Genomic DNA, 18447 nt, shown 5'->3' with positions numbered 1-18447 from the left:
CGAGGAACACCGGCGGCGGGTCCGGACGCTGCCGGGACCGACACTGTGGAGACCGGGCAGACGGCCTCCACGCGATCAACCATGGAAGAGGCGTATTCCCCGTGCCACATCAGCCACAGCACCCCATCCCTGAAGAATTCGCAGGTAACGAGTGGCTCGTCGACGAACTGTTCGAGAAGTACCGGACGGACAAGAACTCGGTGGACGAGAAGTGGTGGCCGATCTTCGAGTCGATGAGCGCGGACAGCAGCACCGCCGCGGAGCCGGCGGGCGCCGCGCAGGCCCCCGCGCCGAAGGCGGCCCCGGCGGCCGCCCCCGCGCAGCCCAAGGCCGCCGCCGCCCCCCAGCCGCCCGCGGCCCAGCGCACCGCCGCCCGCACCTCCCCCGCCCCGGCGGCGAAGCCCGCCACGCCGCCCGCGCCCACCAGGTCCGGCGCCAAGGCCGAGGGCCGGCCCGAGACCGACCAGGGTGAGACCGAGGCCTCGGACGCCAAGAAGCCCATCCCGGCCCAGCCCGCCCGCGCCCGCGCCACGGCCCCCAACCACGACGCGCCGGCCGAGGACAAGGTCGTCAAGCTGCGTGGGCCGGCGAAGGCCGTGGCCGCCAACATGGACGCGTCCCTCACCGTCCCCACCGCCACCACGGTCCGCGCCGTCCCGGCGAAGCTGCTGATCGACAACCGGATCGTGATCAACAGCCACCTCTCCCGCAACCGCGGCGGCAAGGTGTCCTTCACGCACCTGATCGGCTACGCCGTGATCAAGGCGCTGGCCAACTACCCGTCCCAGAACGTCGTCTACGACGAGCAGGACGGCAAGCCCGTGGCGGTGCACCCCGCCCACGTCAACTTCGGCATCGCCATCGACATCCCGAACAAGGACGGCTCCCGCAACCTCGTGGTGCCGAACATCAAGGGCGCCGAGGCCATGTCCTTCATGCAGTTCTGGAACGCGTACGAGGACGTCGTCCGCCGCGCGCGCGCCAACGAGCTGACCATGGAGGACTACCAGGGCACCACGGTGTCCCTGACCAACCCGGGCGGCATCGGCACCGTCCACTCCGTGCCGCGGCTGTCCAAGGGCCAGGCGTGCATCGTCGGCGTGGGCGCGCTCGACCACCCCGCCGAGTACCGGGGCTCCTCCCCCAAGACCATCGCGCGGCACGCGGTCTCGAAGATCATCACCCTGACCTCGACCTACGACCACCGCGTTATCCAGGGCGCGGGCTCCGGTGAGTTCCTGCGCCTCATCGAGTCCTACCTGCTGGGCGGGGACGACTTCTACGACGAGATCTTCGAGGCCCTGCGGATCCCCTACGAGCCCGTGCGCTGGGCCGTGGACAACCAGGTCAACCCCGAGATCCAGGTCAACAAGGTCGCCCGGATCCAGCAGCTCATCCACGCGTACCGGGTCCGCGGCCACCTCATGGCGGACACCAACCCGCTCGAGTACGTGATGCGCAAGCACCCGGACCTCGACATCCGCACCTACGGGCTGTCCCTGTGGGACCTGGAGCGCGAGTGGCCCACCGGCGGCTTCGGCGGCGCGGACGTGCTGAGCCTGCGCACCATCCTGGGCCGGCTGCGGGACGCCTACTGCCGCACCCTCGGTGTGGAGTACATGCACCTGCAGGAGCCCGAGGAGCGCGAGTGGTTCCAGGACCAGCTCGAGCACGGCTACCAGAAGCCCAGCCGCGAGGAGCAGTTCCGCATCCTGGGCCGGCTCAACGCCGCCGAGGCGTTCGAGACGTTCCTGCAGACCAAGTACGTGGGCCAGAAGCGCTTCTCCCTCGAGGGCGGCGAGTCCCTGATCCCGCTGCTGGACGAGATCATCTCCGACGCCGCCGACGCCGGGCTCGCGGGCGTCGGCATCGCCATGGCCCACCGCGGCCGGCTCAACGTGCTCACCAACATCGCCGGCAAGTCCTACGCCCAGGTCTTCCGCGAGTTCGAGGGCAGCCAGGACCCGCGCACCACCGAGGGCTCCGGCGACGTGAAGTACCACCTCGGCACGGAGGGCTCCTTCACCTCCGACAACGGCAACGAGACCCAGGTCTACCTCGCCGCGAACCCGTCCCACCTCGAGGCCGCCGACCCGGTCATCGAGGGCATCGCCCGGGCCAAGACCGACGTCCTGGGCGCCGGGCCCGAGGGCGACGGCACGTTCCCGGTGCTGCCGATCCAGGTGCACGGCGACGCGGCCTTCGCGGGCCAGGGCGTGGTGGCCGAGGTCCTGCAGATGGCGCTGCTGCCCGGCTACACCGTGGGCGGCACCGTCCACGTCGTCGTGAACAACCAGGTGGGCTTCACCACCGCGCCCGCCGCGGCCCGGTCCACCACCTACGCGACGGACATCGCCAAGGGCCTCCAGGCGCCGATCTTCCACGTCAACGCCGACGACCCCGAGGCAGTCACGCACGTGGGCCAGATGGCGTTCGCGTACCGGCAGACGTTCCACAAGGACGTCATCATCGACCTCGTGTGCTACCGGCGCCGCGGCCACAACGAGGGCGACGACCCCTCGATGACCCAGCCGCTGATGTACAACCTCATCGAGGAGAAGCGCTCGACCCGCAAGATCTACACCGAGAACCTCGTGGGCCGCGGCGACATCACCCAGGAGGAGGCCGACCGGGCGCTGAAGGACTACCAGGAGCGCCTGGAGCGGGTCTTCGCCGAGACGCACGAGGCGCAGACGTCCTCCATCCCGCTGGTCACCGGGGACTCCGCCGCGATCTCGAACATCGAGCGGCCCTCCGCCCAGCAGGCGGACTCCGGGGTCTCGATCCCCCGCACCACGGCCATCTCGACCGAGGCCGCCCAGCGGATCGGCGCGGTGCACGTGGAGGTCCCCGAGGACTTCGCCGTGCACAAGAAGCTGCGCAAGCTCCTCGAGCGCCGCGAGGCGATGACCCGCGAGGGCGGCGTGGACTGGGGCATGGGCGAGCTCATGGCCTTCGGCTCCCTCATGATGGAGGGCATCCCGGTCCGGATGAGCGGCCAGGACGTCCGGCGCGGCACGTTCACGCAGCGCCACGCCGTGTTCTACGACTCCGGCACCGGCGCGGAGTGGACCCCGCTCAACCACCTCTCCGGGAACCAGGCGCAGCTGGCGATCTACAACTCGCTGCTGTCCGAGTACGGTGTGCTGGGCTTCGAGTACGGCTACTCCGTGGAGCGCCCGGACGCCCTGACCGTGTGGGAGGCCCAGTTCGGCGACTTCGTCAACGGCGCCCAGATCATCCTGGACGAGTTCGTCTCCTCCGCGGAGCAGAAGTGGGGCCAGCGCTCGTCGCTGGTCATGCTCCTGCCGCACGGCTTCGAGGGGCAGGGCCCGGACCACTCCTCGGCCCGGATCGAGCGCTTCCTGACGCTGTGCGCCGAGAAGAACATGGTCGTGGCCAACCCCTCGACCCCGTCGAACCACTTCCACCTGCTGCGCCGGCAGGCTTACAGCCGCCCGCGCAAGCCGCTGGTGGTGGCTACGCCGAAGCAGCTGCTGCGCCTCAAGGCGGCGGCCTCCCCGATCGAGGAGTTCACCTCCGGCGCGTTCCGCCCGGTGATCGGCGACCAGGCGGGGCTCGAGGCCTCCGAGGTCACCGACGTGGTGCTGGTCTCCGGCCGGCTCTACTACGACCTCGCCGCGGCCCGCGAGGAGCGCCAGGACCGGAGGACGGCGATCGTGCGCGTGGAGCAGCTGTACCCGCTGCCCCTCGCGGAGATCCGGGAGGAGCTCGGCAAGTACCCCGAGGCCCGCCTCACGTGGGCGCAGGACGAGCCCGCCAACCAGGGCGCCTGGCCGTTCATGGCGGTCAACCTCCTGCCGCAGCTCGACCGGCCGGTCCGGCTCGCCTCCCGCCCCGCGTCCGCGTCCCCGGCCAACGGCTCGGCCAAGCGCCACGCGGCCGAGCTCGAGACCCTGGTGCAGACGGCCTTCGAGCGCGACTGAGCCCGTCCCGGGAGGGTGGGGGCTTGTGCCCCTGCCCTCCCGCACGTCTCCAGCGAGTCCGGCGCCGGCCCGTGCCCACGGGCCGGCGCCGCTCGTCCCCCCGACATCCCGCACCCCCGATCAGAAAGAACGACGTGGAGCAACGAAGGATCAGAATTGTCGCAGTCGGTGACGAGCTGCTGGCCGGCGAGGGCGACCCCCGGGGCCTCGGCTGGTTCGGGCGGGTCATGGCCCGGACCCCCCACCACGTGGCCCCCGTGTCCGCCTACAACCTGGCGGCGCCCGGCGAGGGCAGCGAGTCGCTCAACGAGCGCTGGTTCGAGGAGGCGGCCCGCCGCTTCTCCCCGGGCCACGACAACCGCCTGGTCATCGCGCCCTCCACCCTGGACATCGACCTGTCCATCACGAGCGCGCGCTCCCGGCTGAACATGGCCAACATCATCGACACCGCCTCCCAGCACAACGTGCGGGTCCTCGTGGTCGGCCCCCCGCCCACGATGGACGCCGAGCGCAACCGCCGGATCGCGGACCTCTCGGCCGCCTACGCGGATGTCACGACCCGGCGCAACCACGTCTACGTGGACACGTTCAACCCGCTGCAGCACCACGAGCAGTGGCGCAAGGACCTCGCGGCCAACCACGGACACCCCGGCCAGGCCGGCTACGGGCTGATGGCGTGGCTCGTGCTGCACCGCGGCTGGTACGACTGGCTGGACCTGCCCGAGCCCCGGTGAGCCCCGCCCGTCCCGCGTGTGAGAGAATGGCGGGCAGTGCCTCGTCCGGCCGCCGCTGACATCACCAGACCACGCGGGAACGGACGCCGACACCCACGATCCGCCGCGGGCGACCGCGGACAGACAGGAGGCTCGCATGAGCAAGCGCGGACGCAAGCGCAAGGACCGCCGCAAGGGCGGCGCCAACCACGGCAAGCGCCCCAACGCCTGAGGTCCTTCCCGGACCCCGGCGACGCCGTGACGGAAGGGCCCCGGACCGCTGACGCGGTCCGGGGCCCTTCCGTGTGCCCGGGGGTCCTGCCGCGCCCGGGACCGGGGCGCCGCGCTCAGGCGGCGGGCGGGTCCTGGCGCGCGCCGTGCAGCCGGGCGAGGATCGAGACCCGCAGGTCGGCGGGCGCGGTCTCCGCGCAGGACCGCCGGACCACGGAGCGGATCACGCACTCCAGGTCGTACTCGCGGGCGCACTCCGGGCACTCGAGGAGGTGGCCGTGGATCTCGTCGAGGTCCTCCGCCGGGAGCACCCCGTCGAGGTACTCGTAGATCAGGCGGATCCTCTCGTCCGTGCAGCATCCGAGGCTCTCGCAGTCGGCCATGTCTACTTGTCCTTTTCCTTCTTCTTGTCGCCGGTCACCCTGGACGTGTCGAAGCCGCGCTCGGCGGCGTAGTCGGCGAGCTTCTCGCGCAGCAGCTTCCGCCCGCGGTGCAGGCGGGACATCACCGTCCCGATCGGCGTGTCCATGATCTCGGAGATCTCCTTGTAGGCGAAGCCCTCCACGTCGGAGAAGTACACCGCCAGCCGGAACTCCTCGGGCAGCTCCTGCAGGGCGCGCTTGACGTCGCTGTCCGGCAGGTGGTCCAGCGCCTCCACCTCCGCGGAGCGCAGACCCGAGGACGTGTGGGACTCGGCGCGGTGCAGCTGCCAGTCCTCGACGGTGTCGGTGTTCGCCTGCAGCGGCTCGCGCTGCCGCTTGCGGTAGAGGTTGATGTACGTGTTCGTGAGGATGCGGTACAGCCACGCCTTGAGGTTCGTGCCGGGCTTGTACTGGTGGAACGCGGAGAACGCCTTCGTGTAGGCCTCCTGCACGAGGTCCTCGGCGTCGGCCGGATTGCGAGCCATGCGCAGGGCGGCGGCGTAGAGCTGGTCCACGTACTCCATGGCGTCCTGCTCGAAGCGCGCCTTCCGGTCCTCGGGGGACTCGGCCTCGACGTCGACGGGCGGCTCGGTGCGCTGGGGGGCGGCCCCCTGCTGGTTCTGCTCGTTCATCACGGACCAGTCTACGGGGACGCGCGTGCGGGCCGGGGCGGGCTCGAGAACGCTCGTGGGGGCGGTGATGGCTGCTCCTCTCCCCCGCCGTGCGGGTCCCTTCGAAAACCTGTGCCGGTGGCCTGCCCCGGACGGGGCGGCCGCTGTCCTGCACAACGGGTGTCACCGTCGCACCTATTCCCACCGCGCCCGGCCCGTGCTCGCCCCGTGCGCGGTCCCCGTGGCTAGGATGGGACGAGCGGCGCCGTCCGCCGATCCAGACCCGCCCGACACAGCCCCGCGGTACCGTCTGCCGCCGAGGAGGAACCCATGAGCATCGTCCGTCGCATCGCCCGCCCGCTGCTGGCCACCGGTTACGTCGCCAACGGGGTGGAGAGCTTCCGCAACTCGTCCCAGGCCGCCCAGCACCTCGCCCCGGCGATCTCCGCCGCCACGAAGGCATTCCCCCAGGCCGGACCCGCGCTGCAGAACCACGCCGTGGTGGCCCAGGGCCTGGCCGCGGCGCAGCTCGGCGCCGCCGTGCTCTTCGGGCTGGGCAAGCTGCCCCGCCTCTCGGCCGGCGTGCTCGTCACCACCACCGCGCTCAACGCCTACGCCGACTACCGCGCCGCGGAGGCGAGCACCCCGGAGCAGAAGGCCGCCCGCCGCTCCACCGCTTTCAAGAACTCCTCCCTGGTGGGCGCCGTCATGCTCGCCGCCGTGGACACCGAGGGCAACCCGTCCCTGCTGTGGCGCGCCGAGCACCTCGCCGGGGACGTCCGCAAGAACGCCTCCAAGCTGGGCAAGGACACCCAGAAGCAGGTGGCCAAGGCCGAGAAGGCCCTCCAGCACGCCGTCAAGCAGGGCTAGGCCCCGGTCCCCCTGTCGTGATGCCGCCGGAGTCCTCCGCCCCCGCAGCCCGTCCCGACGCCGCGGAGCCGGCCCCGCAGCACGAGCTGTGGCCGGCTCCGTTCGTCGGGCCCCGTCCCGTCGTCGCCGAGCTGACGGTGCCGGGCTCGAAGTCCCTCACCAACCGGTACCTGTTGCTCGCCGCCCTGGCGGACGGTCCGTGCCGGCTGCGCTCGCCCCTGCACTCCCGCGACTCGCGGCTGATGGTCGAGGCCCTGCGGGCCCTGGGGGCCCGCGTCGAGGAGGTGGCCGGGGACGGCGGCTTCGGCCCCGACCTGCTGGTCGAGCCCGCCCCGTGGGACGCCACCGAGCCGGTCACGGTCGAGTGCGGGCTGGCCGGGACCGTGATGCGCTTTGTGCCGCCGGTCGCCGCCCTCGCACGGCGTCCCGTCACCTTCGACGGCGACCCGGGCGCCCGGGTGCGCCCCATGGGACCGGTGATCGACGCCCTGCGCGCGCTCGGCCTGCAGGTCGAGGACGACGGCCGGGGCCGGTTGCCCTTCACCGTGCACGGCACCGGCGGCGTACGCGGCGGGGAGCTGGAGATCGACGCCACCGGCTCGAGCCAGTTCGTCTCGGCCCTGCTGCTCGCGGGCGCCCGGTTCGACGACGGGCTCGTGCTGCGCCACCGCAGCGCCGACGGCTCGGGGCGCGGTGTCCCGTCCATGCCGCACGTCGAGATGACCGCCGAGGTGCTGCGCGGCCTCGGCGTCTCCGTGGACGACTCCGTGCCCGACGAGTGGCGGGTCTCCCCCGGGCCGGTGCGGGCCTTCGACGTGACCATCGAGCAGGACCTCTCCAACGCCGGCCCCTTCCTGGCCGCGGCCGTGGTGACCGGCGGACGGGTCTCGGTGCCCCGCTGGCCCGACCGCACCACCCAGGGCGGCGACCACTGGAAGCACATCCTCCCGGCCTTCGGCGCGGCGGTGGAGCTCACGGACGGGACCTTCACCGTCACGGGACCGGACGCGGTGACCGGGGTCGACCTCGACCTCGGCGAGGCCGGGGAGCTCGCGCCCACCGTCGCGGCCGTGTGCGCGGTCGCCGGCACACCCTCGCGGCTGCGCGGCATCGCCCACCTGCGCGGCCACGAGACCGACCGGCTCGCCGCGCTCGTCACGGAGATCAACCGGCTCGGCGGCGACGCCGAGGAGACCGCGGACGGGCTGCTGATCCGACCGGCCCCCCTGCACGGCGGGACGTTCCACAGCTACGAGGACCACCGGATGGCCACCGCCGGCGCCGTGATCGGCCTCGTGGTCCCGGACGTCCGGGTCGAGAACATCGCGACCACCGCCAAGACCCTCCCCGAGTTCCCCCGGCTGTGGGCGGAGCTCACGGGCACGAGCCGTGACGCGTAGGGACTCCGTCCGGCGCGACTGGGACGAGTCGGACGTGCGCGTCCGTCCCAGCAAGACCGGCTCCCGCCCGCGCACCAAGGAGCGGCCGGCGCACGAGGACGCCGTCACCGGCCGCATCGTCACCGTGGACCGCGGCCGCTACACCGCGATCCTCGAGGAGGACACCCCCGGGGAGCGGCTGGTCGTGGCCGTGCGCGCCCGGGAGCTGCGCCGCCGGCCCGTGGTCGCGGGCGACCTCGTGGGCCTCGTCGGCGACGTCAGCGGCGCCCCGGACAGCCTGGCCCGCCTCGTGCGGATCGAGGAGCGCTCCACCGTCCTGCGCCGCAGCGCGGACGACACCGACCCGGTCGAGCGGGTCGTGGTGGCCAACGCCGACCAGCTCGTGGTCGTCGTGGCCGCCGCCAACCCCGAGCCCCGCACCGGGTTCATCGACCGCTCCCTCGTGGCCGCCTACGACGCCGGCATCGAACCGCTGCTGTGCATCACCAAGACCGACCTGCGGGACCCCGCCGAGCTGATCTCCCACTACACGGCGCTCGAGCTGCCCGTGCTCGTCTCGGGCCCCGCCCGCGACGTCCCGGCCGACGACGACGGGACCACGCTGCCCCTCGACCCCGCGCTCGTCGAGGCCCTGCGCGGGCGTCTCGACGGCCACGTCTCGGTGCTGCTGGGCCACTCCGGCGTGGGCAAGTCCACCCTCGTCAACGCCCTCACGGGCGCCGACCGGGCCACCGGCGGGGTGAACGCGGTGACCGGACGGGGCCGGCACACGTCGTCGTCGGCCCTCGCCCTGAAGATCGAGGACGCCTCCCCCGGGTCCTGGATCATCGACACCCCCGGCATCCGCTCGTTCGGCCTGGCGCACGTGGACCACGACCGGATCGTGGAGTCCTTCGACGAGCTCGCCGAGGCGATCGCCGAGTGCCCCAAGGGCTGCCGGCACACGGGGACGTCCCCCGGCTGCGCCCTGGACGCCTGGGTGGCGCAGGGCCGCGCCGGGGAGGCGGGCGAGTCCCGGCTGGTCTCCCTGCGCCGGCTGCTCGGGGCCGGGGAGCGCCCCGGGGAGGCCCGCGAGGACAAGGAGCTCGGCGTCCAGTGAGCCGCCGGGCAGGGTGCCTCCCACCCCCGCCCGACCAGGCCCGGGACCGCAGTTCGGGGTAGGTTGGACCAATGCGCAGCCCCAGCAACTACACCGACGACCTCCGCCTCGCCCACATCCTGGCCGACGCCGTGGACCGCCTGACCATGCGCCGGTTCAAGGCCCAGGACCTCACGGTGGAGACCAAGCCCGACCTCACCCCCGTGACGGACGCCGACCGCGAGGCCGAGCAGCTCATCCGCACCCAGCTGGGGCGCGCGCGCAACCGGGACGCCGTGATCGGCGAGGAGTACGGCACCACCGGCAGCGGCGCCCGGCAGTGGGTCGTGGACCCCATCGACGGCACCAAGAACTTCGTGCGCGGCGTGCCGGTGTGGGCCACCCTGATCGCCCTCGTCGACGAGGGCCGGCCGGTGGTCGGCGTGGTCTCCGCGCCGGCGCTCGGGCGCCGCTGGTGGGCGGCGGCCGGCACGGGCGCGTTCACCGGCAAGTCCCTGGCCAACGCCCAGCGGATCCACGTCTCCCAGGTGGGGCGGCTGTCCGACGCCTCGCTGTCCTACTCCTCGCTCACCGGGTGGCGGGACCGAGGGGTGCGCGAGCGCTTCCTGGAGCTCACCGACGAGGTCTGGCGGACCCGGGCCTACGGCGACTTCTGGTCCTACTGCCTCCTCGCCGAGGGCGCCGTGGACATCGCCTGCGAGCCCGAGCTCAGCCTGCACGACATGGCCGCGCTGGTGCCCGTGGTCGAGGAGGCCGGCGGCCGGTTCACGTCCCTCGAGGGCGAGCCCGGGCCCTTCGGCGGCAACGCGCTGGCCACCAACGGCCTGCTGCACGACGAGGTGCTGGGGCTGCTCGCGACCGGCTCCTGACCCGCCCGCGCAGCGACGGGGGCCCGCACCGACCGGTGCGGGCCCCCGTCGTCGTCGGTCTCCGGCCGGGGTCAGAGGTCCTGGCTGGTGAATCCCATCTCCCGCTCGATGCACTGCTGGAACGCCGCCTGGTCCGAGGAGTACTGCGAGCAGGCCTCCATGGCTGGCCCGAACTCCCCGAACAGCGCCCCGAAGAGCACGAGGAAGAGGATGCTCGCCAGGATTGCCAGGACGCTGAGCACGATGCCGATGATCGGCAGGGCCTTGGACGCGCCGGGCGTCCTGCCCAGCTTGCGCAGCGCCACGATGCCCAGCACGAGGCCCACGAGGCCCGGGACGATGCCGAGCACGAACCAGCACGTCAGCAGCGCCACGATGCCCAGCACCAGGGAGGCGATGCCCAGCCCCGTGCCGGCGGGCCGCGGGCTCGCGCCGTACTGGTTCATGTCGTACTGCCCCTGGTAGCCCGGGCCGCCGTACTGGCCCTGGCCCTGGTAGCCCTGGCCCTGGTAGCCCTGGCCGCCGTACTGTCCCTGGTCGTACTGGCCCTGGCCGTACTGACCCTGGCGGTACTGGTCCTGGTAGCCCTGCTGCCCCTGGCCGTAGGAGTCCTGGCCCTGGTCGTACTGGCTCTGGTAGCCCTGCTGCCCCTGGCCGTACTGCGGCGTGGCGTACGGGTCGCCGGCACCGCCCTGGCCGGAGCGCGGCGGCTCGTAGGAGGGTCCCGAAGGCGCTCCCTCGACGCGCTGACCGTACTCGGGCGGGTCATGGCGACCGGAGCTCGACGACCCGCCGGCACCGGTGCCGCTCTGGTCTGGCGTGTTGTCGTTGTGGCTCATGGCGTTGCCCTTTCGGTCGTCTGCGGTACGCCACCAGCTTGTCACACGGCCCGCCGGGACGTTCCCCTTCCCCCTTCCCCGGGCGGCGGCACGGCGCCCGCCCTGCCCCGGAATGGTCCGGGCACGAAAAAACCGGGGAACGCCTCGCGGCGCTCCCCGGTCAGGGATCTCGTGGAGATGGGGGGAATTGAACCCCCGTCCGATGCAGCATTGTCAGGGCTTCTCCGGGTGCAGTCTGCGTGACGTTTTCTCAGTCCCGGCCCTCGTGCAGACACGTGGCCGACGGACTCAGTCGCGAAAGTGTTCTCCAGACGCCCGCGACGAACGGCTGGAGCAGTGGCCTCCTGATTGATGCCAGACCCCGGGTCGAAGGCGAACCCGGGCTGACAGTCACCTAAGTAGTCTGGTTGCGCTTACGCCGCGAGGGCGAAGGCGTTCTGAGACTTGGCGACGTTGCTCTGAGAATTGGCAACTATTGTTTTACAGAGAGCGTTTACGAGATAACTCTGCGTCCTCGACCCGCTTCCCCTGTCTCAACTCACATCGTCGAAACCGATCATCCCCATATTTTGTTGTCAAGCATCCCGCCGCAGCGGGATACACCACTCTACCGCGCGGTACTCGCCGACCGCAAGCATTCGCCCCGGACGCTCAGCCCAGGTTCTTGTAGCGCATGGCCCGCTGGGCCTCGCGGTTGTCCTGCTGCTCCCGCAGGGTCTGGCGCTTGTCGTACTCCCGCTTGCCCTTGGCCACGGCGATCTCGACCTTGGCCTTCTTCCCGTCCACGAAGTAGAGGGACAGCGGCACGATCGTGAAGCCGGACTCCCGCGTCTTCTGCTGGATCTTGTCCATCTCGCTGCGGTGCAGGAGCAACTTGCGGCGGCGGCGAGCGGAGTGGTTGGTCCACGACCCCTGCAGGTACTCGGGGATGTGGACGCCCTCGAGCCACAGCTCCCCGTCGGTGAACTGGCAGAACCCGTCCATGAGCGAGGCGCGCCCCATGCGCAGGGACTTCACCTCGGTGCCCATGAGCGCGAGACCCGCCTCGTAGGTGTCGAGGATGTGGTAGTCGTGTCGGGCCTTCTTGTTGTTGGCGACGACCTGGCGACCGGTGTCCTTCTTGGCCATGGGCCTCCTCCCTGGGGACGGTGCGGACGGGAACACGCCGCGCACCGGGGCACGCGGCAGATCCTCCATCCTACGCCACGGCCATCGCGCGGGACCACGGCCTGCTCCCGGACCCGGCGGCGCCCCGCCCAGGAGCGTTGCCCCAGGTCACCCCCGCCGCACCCGGTAGGCTGGGCGGATGCTGGAGCCAGTCCCCACCGAGCGCCCGCCCGCCGCGGACGTCCTGTACCTCGTCGGCACGAGCGGTCACCCCAACTTCGGCGACGAGTTCATCGCCGCCTCGTGGCTGCGCTTCCTCGCCCGCGCCCGGCCCGGCGCCGAGGTGTGGCTCGACTGCCCCCACCCGGGGCTGGCGTCCCACCTCTTCGACGGCCTGCACCCGGGGCTGCGGACCACCGACACCCTGTGGCGGCTCGCCTTCGAGACGACCGGGATGGACCCGGCCGCGGCGGACGCCCACGTGGACCGGGTGGTGACGCACCTGGGGTCCCCGCGCTACGACCTCGGCCTGCTCGGCGCCCGGCGCGCGGGCTCCGTGCACTTCCTCGGGGGCGGGTACCTGAACTCCATCTGGCCGCACCACGCGCGCCTGCTCCGGGCGGCGCTGCGGCTGCGCGAGGTCTCCGGGGCGCGGCTGGCCGCCACCGGTCTGGGCCTGGCCCCCGCCACCGACGCCGAGGGCCTGCGTGCCGCGCTCGGCGCCTTCGACCACGCCACGGTCCGTGACGCGCCCAGCGCCCAGCTCGCCCGCGCCGACCGCGCCCCCGACGACGCCTTCCTCGGCCTGCCCGGCCTCGCGGGCTTCACCGGCGCGCCCGCCGAGGGGGCGGGCGACGGCGACGTGTGGGTGTGCCTGCAGAGCGACATGACCGAGCCCGGGATCCTCGACGGCGCCGTCGCCGCCGTGCGGACCGCGCTGACGGGTCCGGCCCTGGCCGGCCGGACCGTGCGCTACCTCGAGGCGATCCCCGGCGCGGACCGCGCGGCCTTCGACCGGCTCGCCGACCTCGTCCCCGAGGAGAATTTCGTGCCGTTCACGCGGCTCTGGCAGGAGGGCTTCCCCGCCCGGCCGGGTCAGACGTGGCTCACCTCGCGGTTCCACTTCCACCTGCTCGCCGCCGCGTGCGGCGCGGAGGGCACCGCGCTGGAGGTCAGCCCCGACTACTACCGCGTCAAGCACCAGTCGCTGCTCGAGGCCGGCACGGGGTGGTCCGTCACACCCACCGGCGGCACGGAACCGTCCGCGCCCGCCCGGTCGCACGCCTTCCCGGCCACGGCCGCGCGGCTGCACCGCACCAAGCTGCGGGAGGCGGAGGAGCTGTACCCGGCGGCAGCGGCCCCCGAGGACGGCCCCGCTGAAACGGAGCCCCGCACCCGGCCGGGACGGACGGTGGCGCGCTTCCTGCGCCGCTGAGCGCCCGCCCTCCCAGGGCGCCGGGCCCCGGCCGGTCGCGGGACCGGCCGGGGCCCGGGCAGGGGTCCCGCGGGAGCTCAGGCGTCGGCCGGGGCGTGGCGCTGATCGGCGCGCCAGCGGATCCCGGCGTCGACGAAGCCGTCGATCGCGCCGTCGAAGATCGCGGAGGGGTTGCCCTCCTCGTGGTTGGTCCGCAGGTCCTTGACCATCTGGTACGGGTTCAGGACGTAGGAGCGCATCTGGTCGCCCCAGGACGCCTTGACGTCCCCGGCCAGCTCCTTCTTCTTGGCGCTCTCCTCCTCCTGGCGCTGCAGGAGCAGCCGCGACTGGAGCACGCGCAGCGCGGCGGCGCGGTTCTGGAGCTGGGACTTCTCGTTCTGCATGGACACGACGATGCCCGTGGGGATGTGGGTCATCCGCACGGCGGAGTCCGTGGTGTTCACGGACTGCCCGCCGGGACCCGAGGAGCGGAAGACGTCCACCTTGATCTCGGACTCGGGGATCTCGATCGAGTCGTCCTGCTCGATGAGCGGGATGACCTCCACCGCCGCGAACGAGGTCTGGCGCCGCCCCTGGTTGTCGAAGGGGGAGATGCGGACGAGCCGGTGGGTGCCGGCCTCGACGGACAGGGTGCCGAAGGCGTAGGGGGCCTTGACCTCGAAGGTCGCGGACTTCAGGCCCGCCTCCTCCGCGTAGGACGTGTCCAGGACGGTGGTCGGGTAGCCGTGGCGCTCCGCCCAGCGCAGGTACATGCGCATGAGCATCTCGGCGAAGTCGGCGGCGTCCACGCCGCCGGCGCCGGAGCGGATGGTCACCACGGCCTCGCGCTCGTCGTACTCGCCCGAGAGCAGGGTCTGGACCTCCAGCCGGGAGAGCGCCTTCTTGACCGCGGCGAGCTCCTCCACGGCGAGCTCCAGGGTCTCCGCGTCGTCCTCCTCGGCGGCCAGCTGCACCATGACCTCGATGTCGTCGATGCGGCCGCCCAGCATCTCGAGCCGCTCGAGATCGGACTGCTTGTGGGAGAGCTTGGAGGTGATCTTCTGCGCCGCGGCCTGGTCGTCCCACAGGTCCGGGGCGGTCGCCTGCTGCGAGAGCTCGGCGATGTCCCGCTTGATGGCGTCGACGTCGCTCACGGCCTCGATGGACGCGAACGTGGAACGGAGGGCGGAGATCTCTGCCGGGAAGTCAAGGGAGGCCATGGAAGCCAAGATTATCCCATGGGGGCAAATCACCCCGGCCCGGCCCGGCGCCCCTCTGGCAGGATGGTGCCGAGAGGAAGGAAGCACGATGCGCATCCCTCGCACGCTGGCCCTGGTCCTCGCCGGCGGGAAGGGCTCCCGGCTCGGCGCCCTGACCGAGAAGAAGGTCAAGCCCGCCCTGCCCGTGGCGGGCACCTACCGGCTCATCGACGTCGCCCTGTCCAACCTCGTGCACTCCCACCTCTCGGACGTGTGGGTCGTCGAGCAGTTCCTCCCGCACAGCCTCAACCAGCACCTGGCCAACGGGCGCCCCTGGGACCTCGACCGCACCCACGGCGGGCTCCAGCTCCTGCCCCCGTACCAGGGCACCGAGGGCGAGGGCTTCGCCGAGGGCAACGCGGACTCGCTCTACCGGCAGAAGGACCTGATCCGCGACTTCGCCCCGGACCTCGTCCTGGTGCTCAGCGCCGACCACCTGTACACGCTGGACTTCCTCGACGTGATCGACACCCACCTCGAGCAGGGCGCCGACCTGACCGTGGTCACCACGCTCGTCGACGAGAACCCCTCCCGCTACGGCGTGGTGCAGACCGACGACGACCGCCGCGTCACCGGCTTCGACTACAAGCCGGACGAGCCCCGGGGGCGGCTGGTCGCCGCTGAGATGTTCCTCTACGACGCGGAGAAGCTGCTGGAGGCCCTCGACCTCGTGCACGAGCAGGAGGGCGGGCTCGAGGACTACGGCAACGACCTGGTCCCGTGGTTCGTGGCGCACCGCACGGTGGTTGAGCACCGTCTGGACGGGTACTGGATGGACCTGGGCACCCTGCAGTCCTACTGGACCGCCCACATGCAGATGCTCGACGGCGACGGCGTGGCCCTGGACGACCCAGGCTGGCCGATCCTCTCGGCCCAGCCGCAGCGGGTGCCCGCCCGGATCGCCGGCAGCGCCGAGCTGCGCGGGTCGATGGTCGCCGCGGGCGCGACCGTGCGCGGCGCCGTGGAGCACTCGGTGCTCGGCCCCGGCGTCGTCGTCGAGGAGGGCGCCACGGTGCGCAGCTCGGTGCTGCTGGACGGCGTCCGGGTGGGGCCCGGGGTGACCCTCGAGAACGTCCTCGCCGACACGGGAGCCGACATCTCCGCGGGTGCGCACGGCGCTGCGGGCGCCGTGACCCTGATCGACGGCACGGGCGCCGTGGCGGCCACCGAGGAGTTCGACCGCGGGGCGGTCCTGCCCCGCGGTCACTGAGCCCTCCGAGGACTGGTCCCACCGGGGCAGGACCCGCCCGGGACGGGACCGCCCGGACGGATCGTGTCCGGGCGGGACGCTAGTGGGCGTGGCGGTAGGGCTGCGGCTCGGGCAGGCCGGCGCGGGCACGCACCCGCCGGCCGAGGCGCTCGATGGAGGTCAGCGCCGCGGCGACGTCGTCCGCCCGCACGGTGAAGGGCATGCTGTGGATGGTCTCGTTCTCCACGGTCGCGGCCCGCGCCACGGCCCGGATCTCCTCGGTGTCCTCCGCGCGCAGCCCGATCTCCGTGAGGGTGGTCGGCAGCCCGACCCGGGTGGTGAACTCGATGAAGTCCACGATCTCCGAGCTCGGGGCGCCCTCCAGCACGAGCTGGGTGATGGAGCCGATGTTGACCTTCTGCCCGTGGGCCAGGCCGTGGGTCTGCGGAGCCGCGGTCAGGCCGTTGTGGACGGCGTGGGCCGCCGCCAGTCCGCCGGACTCGAAGCCGAGCCCCGAGAGCAGGGTGTTGGCCTCGATGACCTTCTCCAGTGCCGGGGTCACGACGTGGTCCCGGGCGGCGTCCATCGCCACGAGGGCGTTGTCCCACAGGACGTCCCAGCTCAGCCGGGCCAGGGCGGTGCCCGTGAGGGTGGCCGTGCCCCCGGCCATGGTCAGCGACCCCGACGCGGCGGTGGCCCTGGCCTCCAGCCAGGTGGCCAGGGCGTCGCCGATGCCCGCCGCCAGGAACGTCGCCGGCGCGTTGGCCACCAGCTGGGAGTCGACGAGGACCAGGTCGGGGTTGCGGGGGAAGAACCGGTACTCCTCGAAGACGCCCTCGTCGGTGTAGACGACCGCCAGCGCCGAGGTCGGTGCGTCGGTGGAGGCGACGGTGGGGACGCTGACCCACCGGATCCCGGCGAGGAACCCCGAGGCCTTGACCGCGTCGATGGTGCTGCCGCCGCCCACGGCCACGGCCACGTCGGCCCCCGCCGCGCGGATGACCGCCGTGAGCCGGTCGATCTCCCCGGCCGAGGGGATGCCGTTGAAGGTCTCGCGCGTGGTCGCCATGCCGGCCCGCGTCAGGGACGCCTCCACGTCGTGGCCCACGAATCCCCAGACGACGTCGTCGGCCACCACCAGGGGTGTCCGCCCGACGGCGGCGAGATACTCTCCCAGGCGTGCGATGGCGCCCGGTCCCTGGACGTAGCGTCCTGGGCTGATGACGGAGCGGACGGGAGCGTCCATGGCCTTCTCCTTCGACGACGGGGCCGGCAGGTCGTTCCCCCTGCCGTCCGGGATGCTGTCCCGGGTGCCCGCCAGCGTATGAACGCCACGGTGGTGGGCACCAGGGACGTTCTCGCCGGTTGAGAAACCGGGTACGCGTCGCCGTCTCGTCCCGCCGTCCGGGCCGGACGGCGTCCCGGTCCTCACCGCGTGGTCATCACCCGGTAGTGCTCCTCGACCTGCTTCCGGGGCAGCTCCTTGGTGTAGACCGCCACCTTGCCGACGGCCCCGTCGAAGAACGACCTCAGGTCCCGGGTGCCCACGCGGAACGGCGCGCTGCCGCGCCGGGGCACGACGACCGTGCCGTCGTGCTTCAGGTCGTCCTGGTCCATGCGCTGCCCGTTGCGGTAGATCTTCGTGTAGCCGTTCGGATAGTCCCCGCCCTTGACGTTGGCATTGATGACGAGCACATAGTGGATCCACTCCCCCTTGCGCACCGGTACCTGGAAGTAGGAACCCGGCCCCTCCCCTCCGGACGGGTTGAACGCGTAGCCGGAGATGCGGTTGGGCCGGTTCTCGGAGTTGCTCTTCGAGTACATCCGTGCCACGTACTCGTGGTTCCTCGGCGCGCCCTTGCCCATCCAGTGCACGTACCCCGAGCCCTCCTGGGACCGGAAGTCCAGCGCGTCGGGGCGCATCCACGCCTCGACGGTGAGCACGCCGCGCGTGCCGGCGCTGACGGCGGCGGCGTCGGGCACCTGGAGGTACTGACCGGTGCCGTCGAAGTCCGCGGCCGTGTCGCCGTTGGGCAGGGTCGCCCGCTTCGGCTTGCCGTGGTAGCTGCCGTGGAGCCTGCCCACCAGGTCCTGCTCCGTGCCCGCACCCGGGCTGCGCATGGCCCAGTAGGCGGCGGGTCCGTCCTTCCGGACGGTGTCGTCGTAGGAGAGCGGGCGGGCCGCGCTCCGCAGGACGTCCCCGGGATCGTCCCGGGCGGCCGACGGCGGAAGCCCTGCGATGCCCAGCGCCAGCGCGAGCAGCAGCGTCAGCACGCCCTGCACCGGCGCGCTCCACCGCCCCCGCGCGCGAACTGTACTCATGTCGAGACCTCGATGTGGTGTCGGACGGGACCGCCTGTACCGGTTGCTCCCGTGGTGCGCGTCCCGCTCACTGCGGTGCCGGCCGTGGGGCCGCACCGGTCGTCGTCGCGACACCTCCTCCCCACCAGGACCGATGCAATCGTGAGGATCGGCCC

At 72.4% G+C, this 18447-nt stretch carries 15 protein-coding genes and 1 other RNA gene; 8 read left to right on the top strand and 8 right to left on the bottom strand.

The annotated features are described in order from the left end of the window. Positions 1–101 precede the first annotated feature (101 nt). Both RF647_RS09810 and RF647_RS09805 read left to right on the top strand, forming a co-directional pair. Positions 102–3947, top strand: coding sequence for a multifunctional oxoglutarate decarboxylase/oxoglutarate dehydrogenase thiamine pyrophosphate-binding subunit/dihydrolipoyllysine-residue succinyltransferase subunit (locus tag RF647_RS09810; RefSeq protein WP_368811556.1), 3846 nt, complete (start codon positions 102–104; stop codon positions 3945–3947). Positions 3948–4081: 134 nt separating this feature from the next. Continuing rightward, entirely contained in the window at positions 4082–4681 is a 600-nt protein-coding gene (locus tag RF647_RS09805) for a GDSL-type esterase/lipase family protein (protein ID WP_031283102.1), read from the top strand. A gap of 326 nt (positions 4682–5007) precedes the next feature. On the opposite strand, the gene rsrA is transcribed toward RF647_RS09805, so the two are convergent. Both rsrA and RF647_RS09795 read right to left on the bottom strand, forming a co-directional pair. Next, a complete protein-coding gene (rsrA, locus tag RF647_RS09800; protein WP_133411264.1) occupies positions 5008–5274 on the bottom strand; it encodes a mycothiol system anti-sigma-R factor in 267 nt (88 codons plus the stop codon). A gap of 2 nt (positions 5275–5276) precedes the next feature. Next, entirely contained in the window at positions 5277–5945 is a 669-nt protein-coding gene (locus tag RF647_RS09795) for a sigma-70 family RNA polymerase sigma factor (protein WP_368811555.1), read from the bottom strand. A gap of 309 nt (positions 5946–6254) precedes the next feature. Between RF647_RS09795 and RF647_RS09790 the strand changes: the two genes are divergently transcribed. From RF647_RS09790 to hisN, 4 genes are all read left to right on the top strand, one after another. Continuing rightward, entirely contained in the window at positions 6255–6794 is a 540-nt protein-coding gene (locus tag RF647_RS09790; protein ID WP_017833665.1) for a DoxX family membrane protein, read from the top strand. Positions 6795–6811: 17 nt separating this feature from the next. After that, positions 6812–8194 (top strand): 3-phosphoshikimate 1-carboxyvinyltransferase, encoded by a 1383-nt coding sequence (gene aroA / locus RF647_RS09785; protein ID WP_368811554.1) that lies wholly within the window; start codon positions 6812–6814, stop codon positions 8192–8194. Beyond that, positions 8184–9293 (top strand): ribosome small subunit-dependent GTPase A, encoded by a 1110-nt coding sequence (locus RF647_RS09780; protein ID WP_368811553.1) that lies wholly within the window; start codon positions 8184–8186, stop codon positions 9291–9293. Before aroA ends, RF647_RS09780 begins: the two co-directional genes overlap by 11 nt. A gap of 71 nt (positions 9294–9364) precedes the next feature. Continuing rightward, a complete protein-coding gene (gene hisN, locus RF647_RS09775; protein WP_368811552.1) occupies positions 9365–10162 on the top strand; it encodes a histidinol-phosphatase in 798 nt (265 codons plus the stop codon). 71 nt (positions 10163–10233) lie between these two features. On the opposite strand, the gene RF647_RS09770 is transcribed toward hisN, so the two are convergent. The 3 genes from RF647_RS09770 to smpB all read right to left on the bottom strand — a co-directional run bounded on the left by RF647_RS09770 (position 10234) and on the right by smpB (position 12129). After that, positions 10234–11001 (bottom strand): DUF4190 domain-containing protein, encoded by a 768-nt coding sequence (locus RF647_RS09770; protein ID WP_368811551.1) that lies wholly within the window; start codon positions 10999–11001, stop codon positions 10234–10236. 169 nt (positions 11002–11170) lie between these two features. Continuing rightward, positions 11171–11565: a transfer-messenger RNA gene (gene ssrA, locus RF647_RS09765) on the bottom strand. An 87-nt stretch (positions 11566–11652) separates the two neighbouring features. Further along, positions 11653–12129 carry an SsrA-binding protein SmpB gene (gene smpB / locus RF647_RS09760; protein WP_368811550.1) on the bottom strand — a complete coding sequence of 159 codons (477 nt, stop codon included), beginning with the start codon at positions 12127–12129 and terminating at the stop codon, positions 11653–11655. A gap of 178 nt (positions 12130–12307) precedes the next feature. Between smpB and RF647_RS09755 the strand changes: the two genes are divergently transcribed. Then, positions 12308–13543, top strand: coding sequence for a polysaccharide pyruvyl transferase family protein (locus RF647_RS09755; RefSeq protein WP_368811549.1), 1236 nt, complete (start codon positions 12308–12310; stop codon positions 13541–13543). Between the two features lie 77 nt (positions 13544–13620). Here RF647_RS09755 and prfB read toward each other — a convergent pair whose 3' ends face one another. Beyond that, positions 13621–14742 (bottom strand): peptide chain release factor 2, encoded by a 1122-nt coding sequence (gene prfB, locus RF647_RS09750; protein WP_368811548.1) that lies wholly within the window; start codon positions 14740–14742, stop codon positions 13621–13623. A gap of 88 nt (positions 14743–14830) precedes the next feature. Between prfB and RF647_RS09745 the strand changes: the two genes are divergently transcribed. Beyond that, positions 14831–15991 (top strand): glucose-1-phosphate adenylyltransferase family protein, encoded by a 1161-nt coding sequence (locus RF647_RS09745; protein ID WP_368811547.1) that lies wholly within the window; start codon positions 14831–14833, stop codon positions 15989–15991. A gap of 79 nt (positions 15992–16070) precedes the next feature. Here the strand turns inward: RF647_RS09745 and RF647_RS09740 are convergent, their stop codons facing one another. Further along, positions 16071–17216: a glycerol dehydrogenase gene (locus tag RF647_RS09740; RefSeq protein ID WP_368811546.1), complete on the bottom strand. Its 1146-nt coding sequence runs from the start codon at positions 17214–17216 to the stop codon at positions 16071–16073. 182 nt (positions 17217–17398) lie between these two features. Continuing rightward, positions 17399–18292: a LamG-like jellyroll fold domain-containing protein gene (locus RF647_RS09735; RefSeq protein WP_368811545.1), complete on the bottom strand. Its 894-nt coding sequence runs from the start codon at positions 18290–18292 to the stop codon at positions 17399–17401. Positions 18293–18447 lie beyond the last annotated feature (155 nt).

Origin of the sequence: Kocuria sp. CPCC 205263 (assembly GCF_040981075.1) — a bacterium.
In the GTDB taxonomy this organism is placed as follows: domain Bacteria; phylum Actinomycetota; class Actinomycetes; order Actinomycetales; family Micrococcaceae; genus Kocuria; species Kocuria rosea.
The sequence above is the reverse complement of the archived record's forward strand: the minus strand, read 5'-3'. Positions and strand labels throughout refer to the sequence as shown.